This window comes from Burkholderia theae (assembly GCF_048565265.1).
Lineage (GTDB): Bacteria > Pseudomonadota > Gammaproteobacteria > Burkholderiales > Burkholderiaceae > Burkholderia > Burkholderia theae.
In genome coordinates this window covers 957675-976312 of sequence record NZ_CP183462.1, presented here as the reverse complement: position 1 = coordinate 976312, position 18638 = coordinate 957675, and the positions used below count along the sequence as shown (strand labels likewise).

The 18638-nt window shown below is 67.3% G+C and carries 18 protein-coding genes; 4 read left to right on the top strand and 14 right to left on the bottom strand.

All coding sequences use genetic code 11. From position 1 onward, the window contains the following. Positions 1 to 22: 22 nt before the first annotated feature. The 7 genes from ACN22W_RS21870 to ACN22W_RS21840 all read right to left on the bottom strand — a co-directional run bounded on the left by ACN22W_RS21870 (position 23) and on the right by ACN22W_RS21840 (position 9908). Complete coding sequence (locus tag ACN22W_RS21870; protein ID WP_419689380.1) at positions 23 to 2395, bottom strand: ricin-type beta-trefoil lectin domain protein; 2373 nt, start codon at positions 2393 to 2395, stop codon at positions 23 to 25. Between the two features lie 225 nt (positions 2396 to 2620). After that, positions 2621 to 2947, bottom strand: a complete 327-nt coding sequence (locus ACN22W_RS21865; protein WP_193100576.1) for a DUF4148 domain-containing protein — start codon at positions 2945 to 2947, stop codon at positions 2621 to 2623. Positions 2948 to 3171: 224 nt separating this feature from the next. After that, positions 3172 to 4047: a PilZ domain-containing protein gene (locus tag ACN22W_RS21860; protein WP_419689379.1), complete on the bottom strand. Its 876-nt coding sequence runs from the start codon at positions 4045 to 4047 to the stop codon at positions 3172 to 3174. A gap of 79 nt (positions 4048 to 4126) precedes the next feature. Next, a complete protein-coding gene (locus ACN22W_RS21855; protein WP_419689378.1) occupies positions 4127 to 6709 on the bottom strand; it encodes a penicillin-binding protein 1A in 2583 nt (860 codons plus the stop codon). 149 nt (positions 6710 to 6858) lie between these two features. Then, positions 6859 to 7866, bottom strand: a complete 1008-nt coding sequence (gene lhpH / locus ACN22W_RS21850; RefSeq protein WP_419689377.1) for a trans-3-hydroxy-L-proline dehydratase — start codon at positions 7864 to 7866, stop codon at positions 6859 to 6861. A gap of 61 nt (positions 7867 to 7927) precedes the next feature. Further along, positions 7928 to 9049: a branched-chain amino acid ABC transporter substrate-binding protein gene (locus ACN22W_RS21845; RefSeq protein WP_419689376.1), complete on the bottom strand. Its 1122-nt coding sequence runs from the start codon at positions 9047 to 9049 to the stop codon at positions 7928 to 7930. A gap of 121 nt (positions 9050 to 9170) precedes the next feature. Next, on the bottom strand, positions 9171 to 9908 hold the full coding sequence (locus ACN22W_RS21840) for a FadR/GntR family transcriptional regulator (protein WP_048244568.1): 738 nt from the start codon (positions 9906 to 9908) through the stop codon (positions 9171 to 9173). A gap of 263 nt (positions 9909 to 10171) precedes the next feature. On the opposite strand from ACN22W_RS21840, the gene lhpI reads away from it, so the two are divergent. The 3 genes from lhpI to ACN22W_RS21825 all read left to right on the top strand — a co-directional run bounded on the left by lhpI (position 10172) and on the right by ACN22W_RS21825 (position 12476). After that, positions 10172 to 11107: a bifunctional Delta(1)-pyrroline-2-carboxylate/Delta(1)-piperideine-2-carboxylate reductase gene (gene lhpI, locus ACN22W_RS21835; protein ID WP_419689375.1), complete on the top strand. Its 936-nt coding sequence runs from the start codon at positions 10172 to 10174 to the stop codon at positions 11105 to 11107. A 168-nt stretch (positions 11108 to 11275) separates the two neighbouring features. Beyond that, positions 11276 to 11680, top strand: coding sequence for a response regulator transcription factor (locus tag ACN22W_RS21830; protein WP_419689374.1), 405 nt, complete (start codon positions 11276 to 11278; stop codon positions 11678 to 11680). Between the two features lie 16 nt (positions 11681 to 11696). Then, a complete protein-coding gene (locus ACN22W_RS21825; protein ID WP_412024589.1) occupies positions 11697 to 12476 on the top strand; it encodes a helix-turn-helix domain-containing protein in 780 nt (259 codons plus the stop codon). A gap of 37 nt (positions 12477 to 12513) precedes the next feature. Here the strand turns inward: ACN22W_RS21825 and ACN22W_RS21820 are convergent, their stop codons facing one another. The 6 genes from ACN22W_RS21820 to ACN22W_RS21795 form a co-directional block, all read right to left on the bottom strand. Next, the gene (locus tag ACN22W_RS21820) at positions 12514 to 12864 is read right to left on the bottom strand and encodes a metal ABC transporter ATPase (RefSeq protein WP_419689373.1); all 351 of its coding nucleotides are present in this window, start codon (positions 12862 to 12864) and stop codon (positions 12514 to 12516) included. A gap of 154 nt (positions 12865 to 13018) precedes the next feature. Further along, on the bottom strand, positions 13019 to 13258 hold the full coding sequence (locus tag ACN22W_RS21815; RefSeq protein ID WP_419689372.1) for a UDP-glucose 4-epimerase: 240 nt from the start codon (positions 13256 to 13258) through the stop codon (positions 13019 to 13021). A gap of 15 nt (positions 13259 to 13273) precedes the next feature. Continuing rightward, positions 13274 to 13564 (bottom strand): DUF1488 domain-containing protein, encoded by a 291-nt coding sequence (locus tag ACN22W_RS21810; RefSeq protein ID WP_193100584.1) that lies wholly within the window; start codon positions 13562 to 13564, stop codon positions 13274 to 13276. Between the two features lie 111 nt (positions 13565 to 13675). Further along, complete coding sequence (locus ACN22W_RS21805) at positions 13676 to 14074, bottom strand: DUF488 domain-containing protein (RefSeq protein ID WP_419689371.1); 399 nt, start codon at positions 14072 to 14074, stop codon at positions 13676 to 13678. A gap of 153 nt (positions 14075 to 14227) precedes the next feature. Continuing rightward, entirely contained in the window at positions 14228 to 15430 is a 1203-nt protein-coding gene (locus tag ACN22W_RS21800; protein WP_129514849.1) for an amino acid aminotransferase, read from the bottom strand. 46 nt (positions 15431 to 15476) lie between these two features. Then, positions 15477 to 16862, bottom strand: coding sequence for an amino acid permease (locus ACN22W_RS21795; RefSeq protein ID WP_048244583.1), 1386 nt, complete (start codon positions 16860 to 16862; stop codon positions 15477 to 15479). Positions 16863 to 17169: 307 nt separating this feature from the next. Here ACN22W_RS21795 and ACN22W_RS21790 point away from each other — a divergent pair, with 307 nt between their 5' ends. After that, positions 17170 to 17643, top strand: a complete 474-nt coding sequence (locus ACN22W_RS21790; RefSeq protein ID WP_193100585.1) for an Lrp/AsnC family transcriptional regulator — start codon at positions 17170 to 17172, stop codon at positions 17641 to 17643. Positions 17644 to 17682: 39 nt separating this feature from the next. Here ACN22W_RS21790 and ACN22W_RS21785 read toward each other — a convergent pair whose 3' ends face one another. Next, complete coding sequence (locus ACN22W_RS21785) at positions 17683 to 18594, bottom strand: EamA family transporter (protein ID WP_419689370.1); 912 nt, start codon at positions 18592 to 18594, stop codon at positions 17683 to 17685. Positions 18595 to 18638 lie beyond the last annotated feature (44 nt).

Here is an 18638-nt window from a genome sequence, read left to right as displayed (position 1 = left end):
CGCCCGAATCGGGGATGCGGCGTCACGAGATCTGCAACGACGTCGACACGCTCGGCACGCCGTTCGCGTCGAGCGCGAACAGCATGTAATAGCCGGGCAGCACCACGCCGGCATCCGACGGGATCGCGAGCCGGTACGATGTCCCGCTCGCATTGACGATGGACAGCGGAATGCGGCGCTGATCGTTGTTCGTCGTGTGCGTCACCGACGACAGGCGCATCAGCACGAATGACGCGACCGGACCGCGCGTCGCGACCTCGATCGATGCGCCGCGACTCGCCGCCGAAGGCGCGCTCGCGATTGCGGGGCGCGCGGCCGGCGAGCCGTCGGCATTGAGCAGATAGGGCGGCGTGAGGATCTCCGCGTTCAGGTGATTGTTCACGCAACCGGTGCCGCACTGCCCGCCTCCGCCCGCGAACACGCGACCGTCCGGCAGCAGGATCGCCGTGCTGTGATAGGTGCGCGGCGTCTGCATCGGCTTCAGCAGATTGAAGCGCTGGGTCTTCGGGTTCCAGATCTCCGGAACCATGATCGCCGTCGTGTCGGTGAACGGCATCGGCAAGCTCTGGCCGCCGATCATCACGATGCTGCCGTCCGGCAGAATGACGCTGTTCGCGAACGCGCGCTGGTAGGTCATCCCGTTCAGGCGTTGCACCGTGACCGGCTGGTTCGGTCCGCGCGTGATGTCGATCTGGTAGACCGCATTCGATGCATAACTCGACGCGCTGCCGTTCTGCTGGTACGACTTCGCGCCACCGGTCTTCAGAATCTTGCCGATGTCGTATAGCGACGCCGTGCCGTTGATGCTGTAGGGATCGGCGCCGCGCGTGCCGGCGGACTGGATCGTGCCGCTGCCGTTGGTCGAGATCCAGTTCATCTGCGCACTCGGGCCGGCGTGGAACACGCTGCCGTTGCTCTGCGCGAACAGCCACAGGTGGTTATCGCCCCGATAGATGCCTTGCGGATCCGGACCCACGATGCCGGTTTCCGGCACGCCGGACAGCACCGTCCAGTTGGCGCCGTTCCAGACTTCCGCGCTCTTGCCACCCTGGCCGCCGCTCCACGAACCGCCGAGCGTCAGCACCGAGCCATTCGACAGCAGTGTGTCGCCCTGATAGCCGCGCGGAATGTTCATCGTCGCCGATGCGCTCCACGTGTTGCTGTTCCAGTCGTACAGCGTCGTCTTCGGACTGCTGTCGCCGCCGTTCACGAGCAACCTGCCGTCGGACAGCATCGCCGTGCCCGGGCAGAACATGTCCGAGCCCGCGGACGTCTCCAGGAATTGCGTCGCCCGGTTCGTCGCGGGGTCGAACAGCGCTGTCTGCGTCTGCGTAGCCTTGTTGCCGACGTCGTTCTGGAAGCTGAAGGTCTGGTCCGCCGACCACATCACGAGCTTGCCGTTCGGCACGTTCGCAATGCCGATCGGATTGACCGGCAGCGGGATGACGGGACTCCACGCCGACGGCAGCGTAACCGGGAAACTCTGCGGCAGGCCAAGCGTGAACTGGTCGTTCAGCGCGGTCGCACCCTGGCACGGGTACTGGACCAGCGGAGCGCCGTCCGTGAGCGCGCCGCCGCTCACGTTCGCACACATGCCGCTCGCGACCGACACCAGCCGGTAGTTCGAGCCTGACGCGGCAGCGACGGTCCACTGGTCGTTCGTTTGCGCATCGCTTTGGCACGGATACTGGATCAACGGCGTGCCGCTCCCTCCCGTGCCGCCCGACACGTTCAGGCACTGCCCGGTGTGCTGGGACACGACGTGATAGCCGCTGCCGGCCGGCAGCAGCGACCAGCCCGCGTTGCTCTGGGTCGAGCACGCGCCCTGCACGATCGCGGCGCCCGCATTGGTCGAATTGCCGCTGATCGTCAGACAACGACCGCTGCTCGCGGACACGATGTTGGAGAATGCGGCGACCGGCAGATACAGGTTGAACTGGTCGTTCAGCGCGGTCGCGCCCTGGCACGGATACTGGATCAACTGTGCGCCCGACGCGCGCGAGCCGCCGTTGACGTTCAGGCACATGCCGCTCGAGACCGACACGATCCGGTAGCTTGCGCCGACGGCCGTGATGGTCCACTGGTCGTTGGTCAGGGTGTCGCCCTGGCACGGATACTGGATAAGCGGCGTGCCGCTGGCACGCGAGCCGCCCGGCACGTTCAGGCACAGGCCGCTGCCCTGCAACACGATGTGATAATTCGCGCCGACAGGCACGAACGACCACGTCGTGTTGCCCTGTCCCGCGCACGAGACCTGCACGACGCCCGCGCCGGTGGCGGCCGAGTTGCCGGCGATCGCGACGCACTGCCCGCTGTCCGCCGACACGATGTCGGAATAAGACGCCGTGACGGCCGCCGCGGCGCTCGACGGCAGCCACGCAACGAAAATCGACATGCACACGCACAAAAACGCCTGTCGCCAGGCAAGCCCAGACACTTGCATGATCCCCCCGTGGTCCCGTTTTAATTTCCGGTCGTATTAAAACGTCGAATCCCTGGATCGGGATGTACGGTGGGCCACTCAATGGGGACGACGCAAAAAAGCCCGCACTCGTCACGAGTGCGGGCTTTTCGATACCGCTTTGGCCGCGGCCCTGAAAGCCGCTATCCGGCCACCGGCTTAGTGGCCGAAGAACACCGACGAACGATCCGTTGCGGCCGGCACGACCACGCGCTGACCCGATTGCGACGTCGCGGCGGCGTTCGCGCCGTAGCCCGTCGCGTCAGCTTGCGCGCCGGTCTGCGCAGCGGCGATCTTTGCCTGTGCAGCCTGGATGTTTTCCGGATAGTTCATCCAGTCGTTCGGGTTGTAGCCGGCCTTTTCGAGCTGGACCAGCTCGGCGCGCACTTGCGCGCGGGTCAGCGGCTGCTGGTTCGATTGGGCGAACGAGACGACCGGTGCGGCCACCAGGGCGGCCAGTGCAACTGCCTTGATCAGCGATTTCATGATGCGTTACCTCCAGGATTGTTTTATCAGGCGCTTCGGACTCGGAGTCGTTGCGCATGAGTAGAAGTCTAGGAGGCGCGACTATCAGGGTAAATACTTAAATCGCAAATTCACTGTTGACGGAAATCGTACAATTCCAGCGGAATAGATCTATTCATCAGATGATTGTCGGTATTCATGTATTGAATGCCGCGATACGGCATCCGGCGTGCGCCCACCACGCGTCAGCGCGGGTGATCGGTGTGCGTCGACGCCATCAACCTGTCGAACAGTAGCGCCTTCAGGCGGATCAGGTTGTCTGCGCCGGTTTCGCCCAACGCCGCGTGATGGAGCGTCAGCGCCGGCGCGGCCGGATCCGCATGCACGGCCCGCACGGTGCCGTCGAGTGCCAGTTGCTCGACGCGGTCGTCCATCGCGTACGGAAGCTGCACACGTATCGGCTCGCCGGTTGCGGCGATCGTCCGGTCGACCGCAATCGACAGCCCGCTCAGGCTGATGTCGTGCACCAATCCGATGGCCTCCTCCCCGTCGGCGCCTCCCGTACAGCAGGCCGCGATCCGCACCGGCACGCGCGGCTCCGCGCGCGTGCGCAACCGGTCGACGAAGCCGGGCGGTGACAGGATCATGAAGCGCGTGGCGCCCGACGCCTGCACCGACTCGACCGTCGCGCCGAAGCGGGACACCGCGGCCCGGCCGATCGCCACCGCCTCGACGTCGTCGCCGCGCGCGAATTCGAGCACAACTGCTGGCAGCGGCTCGACGAACAGCGCGCCCGATGCGGCGACGCCGATCAGCCGGCAGCGCTGTAGCGCGCGGGTCGTGCCGACCCGGCGGCGGATGCCGATCGCGGCGCCTGCCGACAACCCCATGCGCGTGGCCGGCGGCACCTCGCCATGCACGGGCGGATCGGTGTCGGTGGCGTCGCGCCGGCGGACGGGCCGGAAATGGTCGAACAGGAAAGCATGCTGCGCGGGATCGCGCAGGACCGTGCCGACCGGCAGCAGCGCGGCGCCGTCGGCATCGTAGAGATCGAAGCCGAGCGGGACGCCGGCAGCGAGATCGTCACGCGCGAGCGCGACGTAGTCGGTGGGAAGTCGCATCGGAAAAGCGCGGAGCGACCGCGCGATCTGTCGTGACAACTTGATTACGGCAGCATCGCGCGAAATCTGAACGGCTCCGTTACTGCGAAGCGCCAGTCGGGCCAGTCGCGTCGGGCGCGACCGGCACAGGCGGCTGGGCCGGCGTGGCCGAAGGGGCTGCGGTTGGTGCGCTGCCCCCGTTCGTCGTACTGGCACCCGCCGGCGGCTGCGCGGGCTCCTGTTGCGATGCGCCGGCCGACAGCGCGGCGGCCGATGCGGCCACTTCGGACGCCGGTATCCATTCCTCGACGATGCCGCCGGACGCCGCTTCGGACGCCGATGCCGCCGACGCGCCCGATGCCTCGCTTTCGTCGGCCTCGGGCGGGCGCTCGATACGCTGCGTCCTGACGGATGCGGGTGCCTTCTGCGGCTCGGGCCTGAACCACGTGTCGAACAGGTCCGTCACGCGCTCGCGCAGCGACGCGAACCAGCCGGGCGACGGTTCGGTATCGAATTTCGCCTTGGTGTCGACGATCCGGGCGCGCTGCGCGCGCTGGAAGAAATCGCCGACGATCGGCAGCGCGCTGTGCGCGCCCTGCCCCCAATAATCGCTGCGCAGCGTCACGCGGCCGTCGTCGAAACCGACCCATGCACCCGCGACGAGGCCGGGCTGCATCAGGATGAACCAGCCGTCCGCGTTGTCCTGCGTCGTGCCCGTCTTGCCGGCCACGTCGCCACGGATCCCGAAGCGCGTGCGAATGCTGCCGCCCGTGCCGCGCGTCACGACATCGCGCATCACGCCGAGCAGCACCTTGTCGGTTTCGGCATCGAGCGCGCGCTCGGGCGGCGCCGGCGCGTATTCGGCGAGCACGTCGCCCTGGCGGTTCTCGATGCGCGTCACCATCTGCGGCTCGACATACAGCCCGCCGTTCGCGATCGTCGCGTACGACGCGACCATTTCCTTCAGCGTGACCGGGCTCGTGCCGAGCGCGAGCGACGGCACGCGTTCGAGCGGGCTTTCGCGCACGCCCATGTCGCGCGCGAGCCGCGCGACGGCCGCGGGCCCGACCTTCTCCATCACCTGCGCGGTGATCCGGTTGCGCGACAGCGCGACCGCGTCGCGCAGCGTCATCGGCTTGCCGGTCGGCGGCACGTCGTCGTTCGGCCGCCAGATCTCGCCGCCCTTCAACGGGATCTCGACTGGCTGGTCGATGAACGTGTCGTCCGGCTTCATCCCGTTCGCGAACGCGACGCCATAGACGAACGGCTTGAACGTCGAGCCCGGCTGGCGGCGCGCCTGCGCGACGTGATCGAACGGCTCGCGGGTAAAGTCGCGGCTGCCCACCCACGCGCGGATCTGCCCGTCGCGCGGATCGATCGCGAGGAAGCCGGCCTGTACGTCGGTCTTCGTCTTGCACAGTGCGCGCAAGAAGCCGCGGTCGGCCGCGAGCAGCTTCATCGCGGCCGCGTCGTCCTTGCCGGCGTCCTGCGCGGCCTTGTACTCGGGCGACTCGCGCATGAAGGTGCGGAACACCTCGTTGTCGGTGCCGCAGCCGTCGCGGCCGCTCCACGCGTTGTTCGCGATGCCCTGCAGCTGATTGCCCTGCAGCGTGAGCGCCTGCGTCGCCATCTGCTGCAGCCGCGAGTCGATCGTCGTGCGCACGATCAACCCGTCCGAATAGATGTTGTAGTCGTTGCGGTCGGCCCACGCGATCAGCCACTTGCGCAACTGCTGCGCGAAATGCGGCGCGGGCCCCGGCGGCTCCTTCTGGCGCTCGAAATCGATGCGCAGCGGCCGGCGCTGCAGTTGCGCGAACTGCGCGGGCGACAGCTTGCCGTACTTCACCATCTGGCCGAGCACCGTGTTGCGCCGCTGCAGCGCGCGCTCGGGATTCAGCACCGGGTTGTAGTAGCTGTTGCCCTTCAGCATGCCGACGAGCGTCGCGCTGTCGAGCACGTCGAGCTCGTCGGCCGACTTGTCGAAATAGGTGCGCGCGGCCATCTCGACGCCGTACGCGTTGTACAGGAACGGCACCGTGTTCAGGTAGGTCTCGAGGATCTGGTCCTTGCTGTAGACGGCCTCGATCTTCAGCGCGGTGATCGCCTCCTTCACCTTGCGCGTGAGCGTCGGCGCGCGGCCGATCTCGTCCGGATACAGGTTGCGCGCGAGCTGCTGCGTGATCGTCGAGCCGCCCTGGCGATCGCCCGAGAACGTATGCAGCGCGGCCGACGCCGTGCGCTTCCAGTCGAGGCCGTGATGCTCGTAGAAGCGATGGTCCTCGGTCGCGATCAGCGCGTCGACCATGTGCGGCGAGATCTGCTTGAGCGGCACCCACTCGCGGTTCGACGGCTTGAATTCGGCCAGCAGCTTGCCGTCGGCGGACAGCACCTGCGCGGGCTGGTCGACGCGTGCCTTGCGGATGTCGCCGATGCCCGGCGTGAACGGGATGAGCACCACCACGTACAGCGCGAACAGCGACGGCACGGCGGCGGCCGTGAGCAGCACGCCGCGGCGCGTCGGATGACGGAGGTGGTGCCACGCGGTGGCGGCGAGAGGCTTGACCCTCGCGGCGGCGGCAACCGCGACGGGTTGGGCGCGCGCGACCCATCTGGCACAGAAGTCACGCACTGACGACACGTTTCGGCGATTCACGCGGGTGGGGCTCGGCTGAAAAGGGTGCATCGTACCAAAACTCGCGCGGCCCGCCGGCCGGTGGCCGCTTTGCGGCGGCCCACACGCAAAAAAGGCGCGTGCCCCGCAACGGGAACGACGCGCCAAACCTGGTACAACAACCGGGAAGCCGCGCGACGGCGGCCGATCGGCGCCGAAGCTCAGCGCACGAGAAAACCGTAGGTCAGCGGGTCGCGTTCGTCGACGATCCAGTTCGCGAACCCGCAGATATGCGCGCTGCCTTCCACTTCCGGGATCACTGCCGGGATGTCGCCGACCGTCGTTTCGCGCAGCACGCGCCCCTTGAAGACCGTGCCGACGATCGATTCGTTGACGAGCGTGTCGCCGGCCGCGAGCAGCCCGCGCTGGTACAGCTGCGCGACGCGGCCGCCGGTGCCGGAGCCCGTCGGCGAGCGGTCGACCTCGCGATCCGCGAACACGCAGCAGTTCGCCTGCGTCGAGCCCGGATGACGCGGCGCGTTCGCGATGATCGTGCCGTAGATATGGTTGATTTCCGGAATTTCCGGATGCACGACCGGGTACTTCGCGTTCGCCGCCACCTTCACTTCCGCGCCGAAGCGAATCAGCCTTTCCACCGCGGACTCGCGCACCGGCAGGTCGAACGGCGCGCCGTCCACATAGAAGTAGAACGCGCCGCCATATGCGATATCGCCGGTCACGGTGCCGAACGACGGCGTGTCGACCGACACGTCGCGCCGCCAGATGAAAGACGGCACGTTGACGAAGCGCACGGGCCCCGCATGTTCGCCGTCCCATTTGACGAAGGCCTCGATGAAGCCGCACGGCGCGTCGATGCCGACCCGCGTTTCCGGTACCGTGCGCTGCACCCAGCCGAGCTCGACCGCCGCGGTCGACAGCGCGATCACGCCGTGCCCGCAGTGGTCGCTGTAGCCTTCGTTGTGCACGAAGATCACGCCGAAATCGGCGTTCGGCGACACGGGTTCGGTCAGGTAGCCGCCGTACATGTCGGCGTGGCCGCGCGGTTCGAACATCAGCGCGCGGCGGATTTCGTCGGCGTTCTCCTTGAGCCACGCGCGGCGCTGGACGATCGTGTCGCCCGGCAGGCGCGGCAGCCCGCTCGTGACGATGCGGAACGCTTCGCCGCCCGTATGGACTTCGACGGTGGAAAGGGATCGGGAAATTTTCATGGTCGATCGAATACGTGGAAACGAAGGACGGCGGTCCGACCGCCGTCCGGTGGCAGGCCGGTTATTTCGCGTACGGTTCCGGCAGGCCGTTGCGGATCACGTAGACGGTCGTCGGCGCGCCCTTCAGGTCGCCGTTCGCGTCGAACGAATAGGTGCCCGCGACACCCGCATAGTTCGACTTCGCGAGTTGCGCGGTCAGCTTCGCCTTGTCGGTGGTCGTGCCGGCCTTGACCATCGCGTCGGCGAGCAGCTTCATGCCGTCGTAGTAGTTGACGCCGTAGACCTGCGTATCCGTGTGATAGGTGTCGTGGTACTTCTTCAGGAATTCACGTCCGGCCGGCGTCTTCTCGAGCGCGACGCCGCCCTGCGCGCAGTAGACGATCGATGCCGCTTCGCCCGCGACCTTGCCCATGTCCGCCGAACAGATGCCGTCGCCGCCGAGCAGCTTCGCGCGCAGCCCGCGCTGCTTCATCTGCTTGGCCATCGGCGCGCCCTGCGCCGCATAGCCGCCGAAGAAGATCACGTCGGGGTTGCTGGCCTTGATCTTGGTGAGAATGCCGAGGAAATCGGTGGCCGACGAACTCGTGAATTCCTGGTCGACGATCTTGATCCCGTTCGCCTTCGCGACGCTCATGAACTGCTCGGCGACGCCCTGCCCGTACGCGGTGCGATCGTCGATGACGGCCGCGGTTTTCGCGTTCAGCGTCTTCGCGGCGAAGGTGCCCATCGTGCCGCCGAGCTGCTCGTCGCTCGCGCCGATCCGGAAGATGTTCTTGAAGCCCTGCTTCGTGAGTGCCGGATTCGACGCAACCGGCAGCATCGGCACGCCGGCAGTCGAATACACGCGCGACGCCGGGATCGCGACGCCCGAGTTGTACGGCCCGAGCACCGCGACGACGCCCTTGTCGACGAGGTTCTGCGCGACCTGCACGCCGGCCTTCGGGTCGGCCTGGTCGTCGTCGGATACCAGTTTGAACGTGACGGTCTTGCCGGCGACCTTCACGCCAGCCTTGTTGAGCTCGTCGACGGCGAGTCGCGCGCCGTTTTCATTGTCCTTGCCGTTCGCGGCCTGCGGGCCGGTCAGCGGCGCCGAATGGCCGATCATCACGACTTCCTGCGCATGCGCGGAAGTCAGCGCACCGGCGGCGACAGCCACCGAGAGCGCGGTAATGAAGTGTCGCATGATGTCTCCTGATTGGTTTTGTGTGAAACCAATGTAGGACATGCGTGGTCACATCGCAAGCAATATCAAAATATTTTTCGTATATTTGGTCATATTTCATACCAGAACGAAGGCGCATGCGTCATTTCGGCGTGATGTCGCGCCGTACGCGGCGGATGTGCTGCTCGACATAGAACGCGGCCGCATCGGCGTCGCCGGACACGATCGCCTCGTAGATCAGCCGGTGTTCGGACACGTAGAGCCGGATCCGGCCGGCGTCGTAGATACCGTCGTCCTTCAGCCGCTTCCAGAGCGGCTGGTCCATCGTCTTCGCGACTTCGTCCGCGATCTTCACGATCAGCGCGTCGCCGGTCATCAGCGCGAGCTGCCGGTGGAACAGCCGGTCGCTCTCGTTCCACAGCGCGCGCTGGTGCGGATCGTCGACGTCGGTGATGGTTTCCATCTGAGCCAGATAACGCTCGGCGCCCGGGTCGGCCCGCCCGTGCGTGGCCGCGAGGCGCGCGATCGCGGGCTCCAGGATCAGCCGCACGTCGAGCGTCGACGTCGGGCTGAAGTCGGCCTCGGACGCCGCGTGCATGTCGCCGCGCTGCGCGAGTACGTCGAGCGGCGACGCGACGACATACGTGCCCGAATTGCGCTTCGTGTAAACGAGCCCTTCGTTCTGCAGCGCGCCGAGCGCTTCGCGCACCGCCGGCCGGCCGACCTGGAACAGCCCCGCGAGCTCGCGCTCGGACGGCAACCGCGAATCGGCCGCATAGCGCCCCGCACGGATCTCGTCGCGGATCTTCTCGGCAACCTGCTCGTAGATCTGCAGCGGCCTGAAACCGCCTTCGAGTGATTCGGGACGCGCGGACATCATCGTGTGGCTCCTGCCCGGTCGCGGGCGTGGATTTGGAATGGGTTCGCACTATACCGGAGCAGCACCGGTACCGATGCCATGCGACCCTTCTGGACAGATATTAGAACCAAAAGCGGCGCGATGCTTTATTTTCTGGCTTGCGGGTGCGCCAGCAAGTGGTATAGATTCGATCCACACTGCCCTGTGTCACGGTATCCGGCAGCTCCGTGGCGGGCGCGGCATGCGCCCGTCGTCCACGCTCACCGACGCATACGACGTACACGATGACCGCCCTTTCCCCGATTCCCGTTTTCGATGCGGCCGACACGGCCGCGCTGCTCGACTACCCGGCGCTGCTCGCCACGCTCAGGCAGGCCGTCGCCGAGTACGCGGCGGGCGAGATCGTCAGCCCCGAACGCCTGGTCGTGCCGCTGCAGGCCGGCGGCGTGATGCTGTCGATGCCGTCGAGCGCACATGACCTCGCGTCCCACAAGCTCGTGAACGTGTGCCCCGGCAACGGCGCGCGCGGGCTGCCGACGATCCTCGGTCAGGTGACCGCGTATGACGCGACCACGGGCGAGATGCGCTTCGCGCTCGACGGCCCGACGGTCACCGGCCGCCGCACGGCGGCCATCACCGCGCTCGGCATCGACGCGCTGCATGGCGCCGCGCCGCACGACATCCTGCTGATCGGCACCGGCAAGCAGGCGGCCAATCACGCGGAGGCGCTGGCGGCGATCTTTCCCGAAGCGCGCCTTCACGTGCGCGGCACGACCGCCGACAGCGCGGCTGCCTTTTGCGCGGCACACCGCGCGCAGGCGCCGCGGCTCGTGCCGCTCGACGGCGATGCGATCCCCGATGCGATCGATGTCGTCGTCACGCTGACGACGAGCCGCACGCCCGTCTACCGCGAAGCCGCGCGCGAAGGCCGGCTCGTGGTCGGGGTCGGCGCGTTCACCGCGGATGCGGCCGAGATCGACGCGAACACGGTGCGCGGCAGCCGGCTCGTCGTCGACGACCCGGCCGGCGCGCGCCACGAGGCCGGCGACCTGATCGTCGCGCGGGTCGACTGGCAGGATGTCGCGTCGCTCGCCGACGTGCTGAACGGCACGTTCACCCGTGGCGGGCCGCTGCTGTTCAAGAGCGTCGGCTGTGCCGCGTGGGATCTGGCTGCGTGCCGCACGGCGCGCGATGCGCTGGACGCGCGCCAGGCCGGCTGACCCGGCGGCGCAGCCCGCCGGCTGCGCATGCGGCATCGCAACCTCGGAGCCGCTCCGGCGGTTTCCCGTACGCGTTGTAGGAAACGCCCTACAACGCGTCGAAGCGGCCTACACAAAGTTCCAATTCGGCCGATTTCATTTTTCGCGGCGCAACACGATACTGCCGGCATGAATGCCAGCCTGTCACCCGCCGCGCTCAGGGTGTTTCTCGTCGATCACGCCATTGCCGTCCGGCAGCGGATCGCGCTGCTCGTCGGCGCGATCCGCGGCGTTGCTGTCGTGGGCGAAGCGGAAGATGGCCAGGACGCGTGGACGCATATACGCAGCAGTCACGCGGACGTGGTGATCGTCGACCTGCGGCTCGCGGACGGCAGCGGTCTCGACCTGATCGGGATGCTGTCGAAGGCCGCGCCGCGCGTCGTCACGATCGTGCTGACGAATCACTCGGCGCCGGCATTCAGAGAGGCATGCGCGACGGCGGGAGCCGACTACTTCTTCGACAAGACCGTCGAATTCGACGCCGCATGCCGTGTCATCGAATCCCTGGTGCACGCTCGCGCGCACCGCCCCTGACGAGCCGGAGCGACTCATGTCCACCGCCACCGCCTGCGCCGCCGACGTACCCGTCGCGCCCCGCCCGATGATTCCGCTTCGCGCGGTCGCGCGCGCCGACGCCGCCAAACATCCCGCCGCGCGCTGCTCGGTCTGCGCGATGCGCTCGATGTGCCTGCCGCCGCACCTGACGGCGGCCGATTTCGGCCGGCTCGACGCGATCATCTGCACGACGCGCCAGGTTCGCCAGGGCGACGCGCTGTTCCGCACCGACGATCCGTTCCAGAGCATCTATGCGGTGCGCGCGGGTTCGTTCAAGACGGTGATGATGCATCGCGACGGCCGCGAGCACGTGACGGGCTTCCAGATCGCCGGTGAAACGCTCGGGATGGACGGCATCGGCGGCGGCCAGCACTGCTGCGACGCGATCGCGCTGGAAGACAGCGTCGTGTGCATCATCCCGTTCGGCGCGCTCGAAGCGGCGTGCCGCGAGATGAAGCCGATGCAGCACTTCCTCTACCAGATGCTGAGCAGCGAGATCGTCCGCGAATCGAGCCAGATGCTGCTGCTCGGCACGATGTCGGCCGAGCAGCGGGTCGCGCATTTCCTGCTCAATCTCTCTTCGCGTTTCGAGGCACGCGGTTATTCGGCGACGGAATTCAACCTGCGGATGACGCGCGAGGAAATCGGTTGTTATCTCGGGATGAAGCTCGAGACCGTCAGCCGGATGTTCTCGCGGTTCCATCGCGACGCGCTGGTCGAAACGCGCGGCAAGCGCGTGCGCATCATCGACGCGCAAGCGCTCGCACGGGTCTGACGCACGGCGCAGCGCCGCCCGTGCGGCGCGCCATGCGTCACCGTGCCGTTTCCCCGGTCGCCGCGTCGCGCAGCGCCATTCTTTTATCGCCCGCCTGCCACGCGATCAGCGCCTGTTCGGCCTGCGCGAATGCGCGGCGCAGCGCGTCGTCCACATCGTCGCCGACGCACGGCGGCAGCGGCCTGAGCGCCGCGTCGTGCATCACCAGGTCGAGCCGCACGTCGAACGTGCGTGCGCCATCGGCCGCGCCGCGCGATTCGATCGCGAGGTGACAGCCGTTGATCAGCGCTCGGAACCGTTCGAGCCGCACCAGCTGCGCGCCGGCTTCGGCTTCGATCGCGGCGGCGCCCGCGAATCCCCGGCAGGCAATCTGCATGCCCACGCCCATGTCGTATCTCCTGACGTGCCGCCCGCTCGTCGACCGCCTTGCATGTGCCGCCCGCACTGACATGCGGCGGCACGCGTTTCCCGTGGCGTGGCGCGAATTCTTCGTTCGCTGCCTGGCCGAGTGTTCGCCCGCGCCTGCGTCGGCGCGGGACCGTTCATACGTTGAATACCTGCGACGACTTCATTTCGATCCACGTCATTCCGGCCCGCAGCCCTTCGATCATCGCTTCGCGCTCGGTCGGATACGCATGACTGTGCTCGAAAGTATGATGAAAGCGCGCGGCGCCGCTGCCGTGCTCGACCGACACGCGGCAGCGGAATTCGCCCGATTCGCATGGGCGCGTCTCGACTTCGACCGACCAGTCGCGTTCGTGAATGTTCCCCTGCAGTGTCATGCACCCTCCTGCGTATCAGTCTTCGAGCCGGAAGTGGCCGCTGTGCAGCAGCACCGGCCGGCCGCCGATTTCCTCGAGCATCCGTCGCGCCATCGCCTCGATCGCCGACCGGTGTCCTTCGAACGCGGCCAGCAGGTCGCGTTCGAGCAGCGACGGTGCGCCGAAATGGTCTTCCAGTGCCTCGGCCGTGATCGCGCACTGCACGCAACGTCCGTCGACCAGCGCCGAAAACGCAACGACCAGGTCGCGTGCGCAATATTCGGGCGGTTCCGGCGGGAAGGTAATCTGCATCTGTCCGCCTGTCATCGTCGTGATCACTCCATGACGAGAGCATAGTGGCGCGCGCGACCGCGCGCTTGACCCACATCAACCGGTTCGCTGCGCCGCACGATCGCGGCGCGGCCGTGCGACGCCGCGTCAGCCCGCGCCGGGTTCGATCGCCGCGCCGCGCTCCGCGAGCAGCTCGCGCAGCACGCTGCGGTGGCAACGGTTTTCGTCGTCGCAGTAGCAGCCGATCGACAGCGCGGTGGTGGCCGACAGCGCCGCCAGCAGGTCCAGCACCTTCGCCGGATCGCCATGCGCCATTTCCGCGCGGAAATGACGCTTGAACGCACGCCATTCGGCGTCGGTTTCGGCCGCCTGCGCCTGCGCGACGAGCTCGGGGCTCGGCGACAGCGTCGGCAGCCATACATCATAGTAGTTGCGCGACGCGAATTCCGCCTTCGGCACGCCACGCGGCGGCCGCCGCACCGTCCCGATCCGCAGGCCCTCGCCGGCCGCGCGCGGCGTGCCGAGCTGGATGATCCGGATACCCATGTCGCCCCTCTGTCTTGCGTCCGATTCCGTGATCGTACCCCCGCGCCCGCGCTCGCGTCAGCCGGGTGGCACACATAGCGGCCACACAATAAAAAAACCGGCTGCCCCACGAAGGGAGACAGCCGGTTCGGCCTGCATCGCGGCGCGCCGCGTTCAGACGCCGCTTTTCAGCACCTTGCCGATCGCGTCCGCGACGATGCCGACGTTCGAGTCGTTCAGGCCCGCCACGCACATCCGGCCCGAACGCAGGATGTACACGCCGTGCACTTCGCGCAGCGCGTCGACCTGCGATTCGGTCAGGCCCGTGTACGTGAACATCCCGCGCTGCTTCACGTAGCGCGTGAGCGCTTCGCCGCTGACGTGGTCGCGCAGGCCGTCGTGGATCGACTGGCGCATCCGCGCGATGCGGCGGCACATCGCCGACAGTTCCTCTTCCCACTGCTTGCGCAGTGCGGGCGTGCCGAGCACGGCCGCCACGACCTTCGCGCCGTAGGTTTGCGGGTTGCTGTAGTTCGAGCGCACGGCGCCGGCCAGCTGGCCGAGCACGCGCTCGGCCGCGGCCGCGTCTTCGCAGACGACGCTCAGCCCGCCCACGCGCTCGCCGTACAGCGAGAAGTTCTTCGAGAACGAGTTCGCGACGAGCGCCGGCACGCCACGGCGGGCCAGCTCGCGCACCGCGAACGCATCCGCGTCGAGGCCCGCGCCGAAGCCCTGGTACGCCATGTCGACGAACGGCAGCAGCCCGCGCGCCTCGATCACGTCGATCAGCTTCTCCCACTGGCCTTCGTCGAGGTCGACGCCGGTCGGGTTATGGCAGCACGCGTGCAGCAGCACGACGCTGCGCGCCGGCAGCGCGTCGATCGCCGCGAGCATCGCGTCGAACTTCAGGCCGCCCGTCGCCTCGTCGTAGTACGGATACGTGTTCACCGTGAAGCCGGCGCGCTCGAAGATGAAGCGGTGGTTTTCCCAGCTCGGATCGCTGAGCCACACCTGCGCGTCCGGGAAATAGCGCTTCAGGAAATCGGCACCCACCTTCAGCGCGCCCGAACCGCCGAGCGTCTGCAGGGTCGCGATGCGGCCGGCCGCGCGGGCCGGGTGATCGGCGCCGAACACGAGCGCCTGCACGGCGTCGCGATACGCAGCCAGGCCGACCATCGGCAGGTACGGCTTCGGGCCGCTTTCGCGCTGCAGCGCGGTTTCGGCCTCGCGCACGGCGCCCATCACCGGAATCCGGCCTTCGGCGTCGAAATAGATCCCGATGCTCAGGTTGACCTTCTGGTCGCGCGGATCTTTCTGGAAGTTCTCGTTGAGCGTCAGGATCGGATCGCCCGGGTACGCGTCGATGTGTTCGAACATGGCTTGAGTCTGTCTCGTTTGGAAGAATGGTCGGGGCTGTCCTGCGTCAGCGTGCGGACGCGCCGTCGCGCATCGCATAGCCTGCATTCTTCTGACGGAAGCGATACCCGATCGCGAGCACCGCGAGCCATACCGGGATCAGGTACACCGACAGGCGGAGATCCGGCGTCAGGTACATCACGACGAGAATGCCGGCCATGAATGCCAGGCACAGGTAATTCGTGAAAGGATAGCCCAGACTGCGGAAGGAAGTCTCCTCCCCGGCTGCACGCTTGGCCTGGCGGAACTTCAGGTGGATCAGGCTGATCATCGCCCAGTTGATGATCAGCGCCGACACGACGAGGCCCATCAGCACCTCGAACGCCTTGCCCGGCATGAAGTAGTTGACCAGCACGCACAGGCCGGTCGCGAGCGCCGACGCGCCGAGCGCGGCGAGCGGAATGCCGCGCTTGTTCACCGAGCACAGCACCTTCGGCGCGTTGCCCTGCTGCGCGAGGCCGAACAGCATCCGGCTGTTGCAATACACGCCGCTGTTGTAGACCGACAGCGCGGCCGTCAGCACGACGACGTTCAGCACGTTCGCGACCACGTTGCTGCTCAGCGCATGGAAGATCAGCACGAACGGGCTGCCGCCGCTGACGACCTTCTCCCACGGATACAGCGACAACAGCACGGCGAGCGCGCCGATGTAGAAAATCAGGATGCGGTAGATGACCTGGTTGGTCGCACGCGGGATGCTGCGCTTCGGATCGTCGGCCTCGGCCGCCGTGATGCCGACGAGTTCGAGCCCGCCGAACGAGAACATGATCGCGGCCATCGACATCACGAGGCCCGACACGCCGTTCGGGAAGAAACCGCCGTGCTGCCACAGGTTCCTGACGCTGGCTTCCGGCCCGGCATGGCCGCTCGCGAGCAGCCAGCCGCCGAAGCCGATCATCCCGACGATCGCCGCGACCTTGATGATCGAGAACCAGAATTCGGTCTCGCCGTACGACTTCACGCTGGTCAGGTTGATCAGGTTGATGACGCCGAAGAACACGAGCGCCGACACCCAGGTCGGCACGCCCGGCCACCAGTACTGCACGTAGATCCCGACGGCCGACAGCTCGGCCATGCTGACGAGGATGTACAGCACCCAGTAGTTCCAGCCGGACAGGAAGCCCGTGAAGTGGCCGAAGTACTTGTTGGCGAAGTAGCTGAACGAACCCGCGACAGGCTCGTCGACGACCATCTCGCCAAGCTGGCGCATGATGAAGAACGCGACGATGCCGGCCACCGCATAACCGAGCAGCACGGACGGGCCGGCCATCTTGATGGTCTGCGCGATGCCGAGGAACAGCCCCGTGCCGAGCGCGCCACCGAGCGCAATCAGCTGGATGTGCCGGTTCTTCAGCCCGCGCTTCAGGCCGTCGCTCTCGTTTCCAGAAACCATGTCTTCTCCACTCTGTCCGCCTCCGCCTGAAGCGGTGCGGCGCGCCTCGGTGTGCCGGGCGCTGTTTTACTGTGTCGGTGGCCGTTCGTGGAGCCACCGGGTTGGGGACTGCAATCTTCGCGTGGCGGCGCCCGATTCGCGTCGGCGTGCCCGGCAGACTTGCGGCCCGCGCCGCATTGCTGCGGGCGCACACGAAAATCCGGGGTCAGTTTAGCGTCGCGACCGCGAAATCGGGTTTCGTAACCCGTTCATGCAAACCCTACATTATGAGATAAGATTGCATCCAGGAGACAAAAGAGGAAACAAAATGCCAGAACCGGCTCTCGACCGCATCGACCGCCATCTGCTTTCGATCCTGCAGGAGAACGGCCGCGCGTCGAACCTCGAACTCGCGAAGGCCGTCGGCCTGTCGCCCGCGCAGACGCTGCGGCGCCACCGGCGGCTGGAAGAAATCGGCGCGATCCGCCGCTACGAAACCCGGCTCTGCCCCGACACGCTCGGCTTCGGCGTCACCGCGTTCGTGCATGTGACGATGGAACGCGGGCATATCCGCGACCTGTCGAAGTTCCAGAAACTGGTGTCCGATCTCGCGCAGATCCAGGAATGTTTCTCGGTGACGGGTGATATCGACTACGTGCTGAAGGTCGTCGCGCACGACCTGAAGGGGCTGTCCCGGTTCCTGCTCGAAACGCTGATGCGGATTCCCGGCGTGAGCGGCGTGCATTCGAGCGTGTGCCTCGACGAGATCAAGTGCACGAGCGCGATGCCGGTCGAAAGCTGATGCACCGGGCCGCGCGCCCGGCCCGTTCTGCCCGCGCGTTCAGCGCACCGCTTCGAACGCGCTGATCAGCAGCGCGCCGGCCGCGATCACCGCGCAGCCGGCCGCACGGCGCGGCGTCAGCCGCTCGCCGAGATACACGCGCGCGATCAGCGCCGCGAACACCACGCTCGTCTCCCGCAGCGCCGACACGGGGCCCATCGGCGCGCGATCCATCGCCCAGATCACGATGCCATACGCGAGCGCCGCGAACACGCCGCCGCAGGCGGCCTTGGCCGTCTCGCCGACCTCCTGCGTCAGGCGCAGCGGCCCCGCGCGCAGCCGGTAGTACGCGGCCATCATCCCGCCCGTCAACACGAACATCCACGCGGTATAACCGACCGTGTTGCCACTCTCCCGCACGCCGATCCCGTCGACCACGCTATACGCGGCAATCGACACGCCGGTCGCGAACGCGGTTGGCAGCACCTGCATCATCCGGTGCTTCGCGCCGCGCCCGCGTTCGAGCCCGATCGCCATGATGCCCGCGCAGATCAGCACGAGGCCGGCTTGCGCGCCGGCGTTCAGGTGCTCGCCCGCGAACGCCGCCGCGCCGAGCGTGACGAGCAGCGGCGCGGTGCCGCGCGCGACCGGGTACGCGACGGTCAGGTCGCCGTGCTCGTATGCACGCACGAGCAGCAGCGTATAGACGACGTGGATCACGGCCGAAGCAACGACGCACAGCCAGCTCGCGGGCGTGATCGGCGCGGCGGCCGGCAGGAACAGCAGCGCGAACAGCCCGATCGCGATCTGCAACACCGTGGCCGAGCGCAGCCGGTCGCCGCTGCTGCGGACCAGTGCATTCCACGATGCATGCAGGAATGCGGCACACAGAACGGCAAACAGAACGGGAATCGGCACGCTGAATACTCGCTGACGGTCGGCAACGCGAAGGCGTCGCCGCAAGGCGTTCATCGTATGAATCCGTCACCCGATTGTCAAAAACGGGCCCCGCGCGG

What these genes read in the sequence shown, in the direction of transcription:
- ACN22W_RS21870 (WP_419689380.1), bottom strand. Translation starts at nt 2,395, where the DNA reads ATGTCGATTTTCGTTGCGTGGCTGCCGTCGAGCGCCGCGGCGGCCGTC.
- ACN22W_RS21865 (WP_193100576.1), bottom strand. Translation starts at nt 2,947, where the DNA reads ATGAAATCGCTGATCAAGGCAGTTGCACTGGCCGCCCTGGTGGCCGCA.
- ACN22W_RS21860 (WP_419689379.1), bottom strand. Translation starts at nt 4,047, where the DNA reads ATGCGACTTCCCACCGACTACGTCGCGCTCGCGCGTGACGATCTCGCT.
- ACN22W_RS21855 (WP_419689378.1), bottom strand. Translation starts at nt 6,709, where the DNA reads ATGCACCCTTTTCAGCCGAGCCCCACCCGCGTGAATCGCCGAAACGTG.
- lhpH (WP_419689377.1), bottom strand. Translation starts at nt 7,866, where the DNA reads ATGAAAATTTCCCGATCCCTTTCCACCGTCGAAGTCCATACGGGCGGC.
- ACN22W_RS21845 (WP_419689376.1), bottom strand. Translation starts at nt 9,049, where the DNA reads ATGCGACACTTCATTACCGCGCTCTCGGTGGCTGTCGCCGCCGGTGCG.
- ACN22W_RS21840 (WP_048244568.1), bottom strand. Translation starts at nt 9,908, where the DNA reads ATGATGTCCGCGCGTCCCGAATCACTCGAAGGCGGTTTCAGGCCGCTG.
- lhpI (WP_419689375.1), top strand. Translation starts at nt 10,172, where the DNA reads ATGACCGCCCTTTCCCCGATTCCCGTTTTCGATGCGGCCGACACGGCC.
- ACN22W_RS21830 (WP_419689374.1), top strand. Translation starts at nt 11,276, where the DNA reads ATGAATGCCAGCCTGTCACCCGCCGCGCTCAGGGTGTTTCTCGTCGAT.
- ACN22W_RS21825 (WP_412024589.1), top strand. Translation starts at nt 11,697, where the DNA reads ATGTCCACCGCCACCGCCTGCGCCGCCGACGTACCCGTCGCGCCCCGC.
- ACN22W_RS21820 (WP_419689373.1), bottom strand. Translation starts at nt 12,864, where the DNA reads ATGGGCGTGGGCATGCAGATTGCCTGCCGGGGATTCGCGGGCGCCGCC.
- ACN22W_RS21815 (WP_419689372.1), bottom strand. Translation starts at nt 13,258, where the DNA reads ATGACACTGCAGGGGAACATTCACGAACGCGACTGGTCGGTCGAAGTC.
- ACN22W_RS21810 (WP_193100584.1), bottom strand. Translation starts at nt 13,564, where the DNA reads ATGACAGGCGGACAGATGCAGATTACCTTCCCGCCGGAACCGCCCGAA.
- ACN22W_RS21805 (WP_419689371.1), bottom strand. Translation starts at nt 14,074, where the DNA reads ATGGGTATCCGGATCATCCAGCTCGGCACGCCGCGCGCGGCCGGCGAG.
- ACN22W_RS21800 (WP_129514849.1), bottom strand. Translation starts at nt 15,430, where the DNA reads ATGTTCGAACACATCGACGCGTACCCGGGCGATCCGATCCTGACGCTC.
- ACN22W_RS21795 (WP_048244583.1), bottom strand. Translation starts at nt 16,862, where the DNA reads ATGGTTTCTGGAAACGAGAGCGACGGCCTGAAGCGCGGGCTGAAGAAC.
- ACN22W_RS21790 (WP_193100585.1), top strand. Translation starts at nt 17,170, where the DNA reads ATGCCAGAACCGGCTCTCGACCGCATCGACCGCCATCTGCTTTCGATC.
- ACN22W_RS21785 (WP_419689370.1), bottom strand. Translation starts at nt 18,594, where the DNA reads ATGAACGCCTTGCGGCGACGCCTTCGCGTTGCCGACCGTCAGCGAGTA.